Annotated in this window: 1 protein-coding gene; it reads right to left on the minus strand. The window is 65.8% G+C overall.

Annotated elements, in window-relative coordinates; genetic code table 11:
* A partial coding sequence (locus BLP83_RS18080; protein ID WP_143006791.1) for a tandem-95 repeat protein occupies positions 1-1,893 on the minus strand: 1,893 nt, incomplete at both ends.

A 1,893-nucleotide genomic window follows, 5' to 3' on the forward strand; every position in this document is an offset into this window, starting at 1 on the left:
CCCGGGCCGGCATTGAAGCTGGCCCAGCCGCTGACCGTTTGCGCACCCGCGTCCTCCAGCACCGTCGCCGGGTCCGCCGCGGTGAAGCTCGGCGCGTCATTCACGCCGGTCACGGTGATGGTGAAGGTCTGGGTGCTGGAGTCGACGCCGCCGTTGGCCGTGCCGCCGTCATCGCTGACGGTGACCGTGACCAGGGCCGAGCCGAAGGCATCGGCGGCAGGCGAGAAGCTCAGCGTGCCGGTGCCCAGGTCGATGCTCGGCTGCACGGCGAACAGCGCGGTGTTGTCATTGCTGACCGCGATTCCAAGCACCTGCATGGACTCGTTGGGCGGACCGGCCAAGGCGTCGGTCAGGAAGGCGTTGACCGTCGCCGCACCGGAATCCTCGAGCACAGTCTGATCGCCCGCCAGGGTGAAGCTCGGTGCGTCATTGACCGACGTCACCGTGATCGTCACCGTGCCGACATCACTCAGGTCACCATCGCTCACCGTGTAAGTGAAGCTGTCGGAACCGAAGAAATCGCCGTCCGGCGTATAGCTCACGCCCGATGCGGTGAAGCTCACCGTGCCGTTGGCCGGCTGGGTCACCGCAACCACGCTCAGCAGATCGTTCTCGACGTCTGTGTCGTTCGCCAGCACGTCGATCAGGGTCGCCGTGGCGTCCTCCAGCACGGTCGCAGCGTCGTCAAAGGCCACCGGCGGATCGTTGACCGCCTGCACGTTGACGAACAGGGTCTGCGGCGCCGACTGGTTGGTGTTCGGCGCAACGCCGCTACCCGTATCGACCACGCGCACCTCGAAGGCGGCATTGCCGAAGTCGTTCTCCGCCGTCTGGTAGGTCAGCACGCCCGCGTTGCTGATGCTGGGGCCGCTCACGAAGTTGACCGTGGCACCCGGCAACGGGGTCACCGTGTAGGCCGCCACCGTCTGCGTGGACTCATCGGTCGCCGTGTTCGGACCCGGGCGGAAGTTGCTCGCCCAGTTCACCGTCTGCAGGCCCGCATCCTCGAGCACGTTCTGCGCGCCGCCCGCCGTGAAGGTGGGGGCGTCGTTGACCGCGGTCACCGACTGGATGATGAAGTCCTCGGCGGCACTCAGGCCCTGCGGATCGAAGGCGATCACGGTCACCGTGATGCTGCCGTTCTGGAAATCCTGCGCCGCGGTCACCGAGTTCTTGTCGGTGGCCAGGGTGAAGGAGATGGTGCGGTCATTGCCCGAACCACCGATACCCAGGTTGGCATTGGGCAGCAGGTACTGGTTGCCCGAGGTGATCGAGAAGCTCAGCACGCCACCTTCCGGATCCACCGCACGCAGCGCGTAGGCCTCGGCACCGGCGATGACCGCGTCTTCCGGCAGGGCGGCGATGTCGGCGGGGAAGATCTCGAAGCGCGGGGGGTCGTTCACCGGAGTCACCGTGAGCACGAAGCTGTCGCTGCTGCTCGAGCTGCCGTCGTTGACCGTGACCGTGATCGTCGTGACGCCAAAGGCGTCGGCCAGCGGCGTCGCTACGATCGTGCGATTCGCGCCCATGCCTGCGATCAACAGGTTGGCGTCTGGCACCAGCGCCTGGTTGGACGAAGTTGCCGACACGGTCAAGTCATTGACGTCGGTGTCCTGATCACCGATCACGAAGGCCAGCGGACCGGTGCTGGTGTCTTCGTCGATGGTCTGGTCGGCGATGTCACTGATGGTCGGGGCTTCGTTGACGTCATTGATGTTGATCGTGATGGTGGCCGCATCGCCCAGCCTCGGGCTGCCGCTGTCCGTGACCGCGACCACCCGGGTGTACGTGGGGGTTGTCTCGAAGTCGAGGGCACCGACGACGGTAATGACGCCTGTAGATGCATTGATGGCGAAGACACCGTCATCGTTGCTCAGGCTCCCGGTGGTCGGC

Origin of the sequence: Aquimonas voraii, assembly GCF_900101825.1 — a bacterium.
Lineage (GTDB): Bacteria > Pseudomonadota > Gammaproteobacteria > Xanthomonadales > Xanthomonadaceae > Aquimonas > Aquimonas voraii.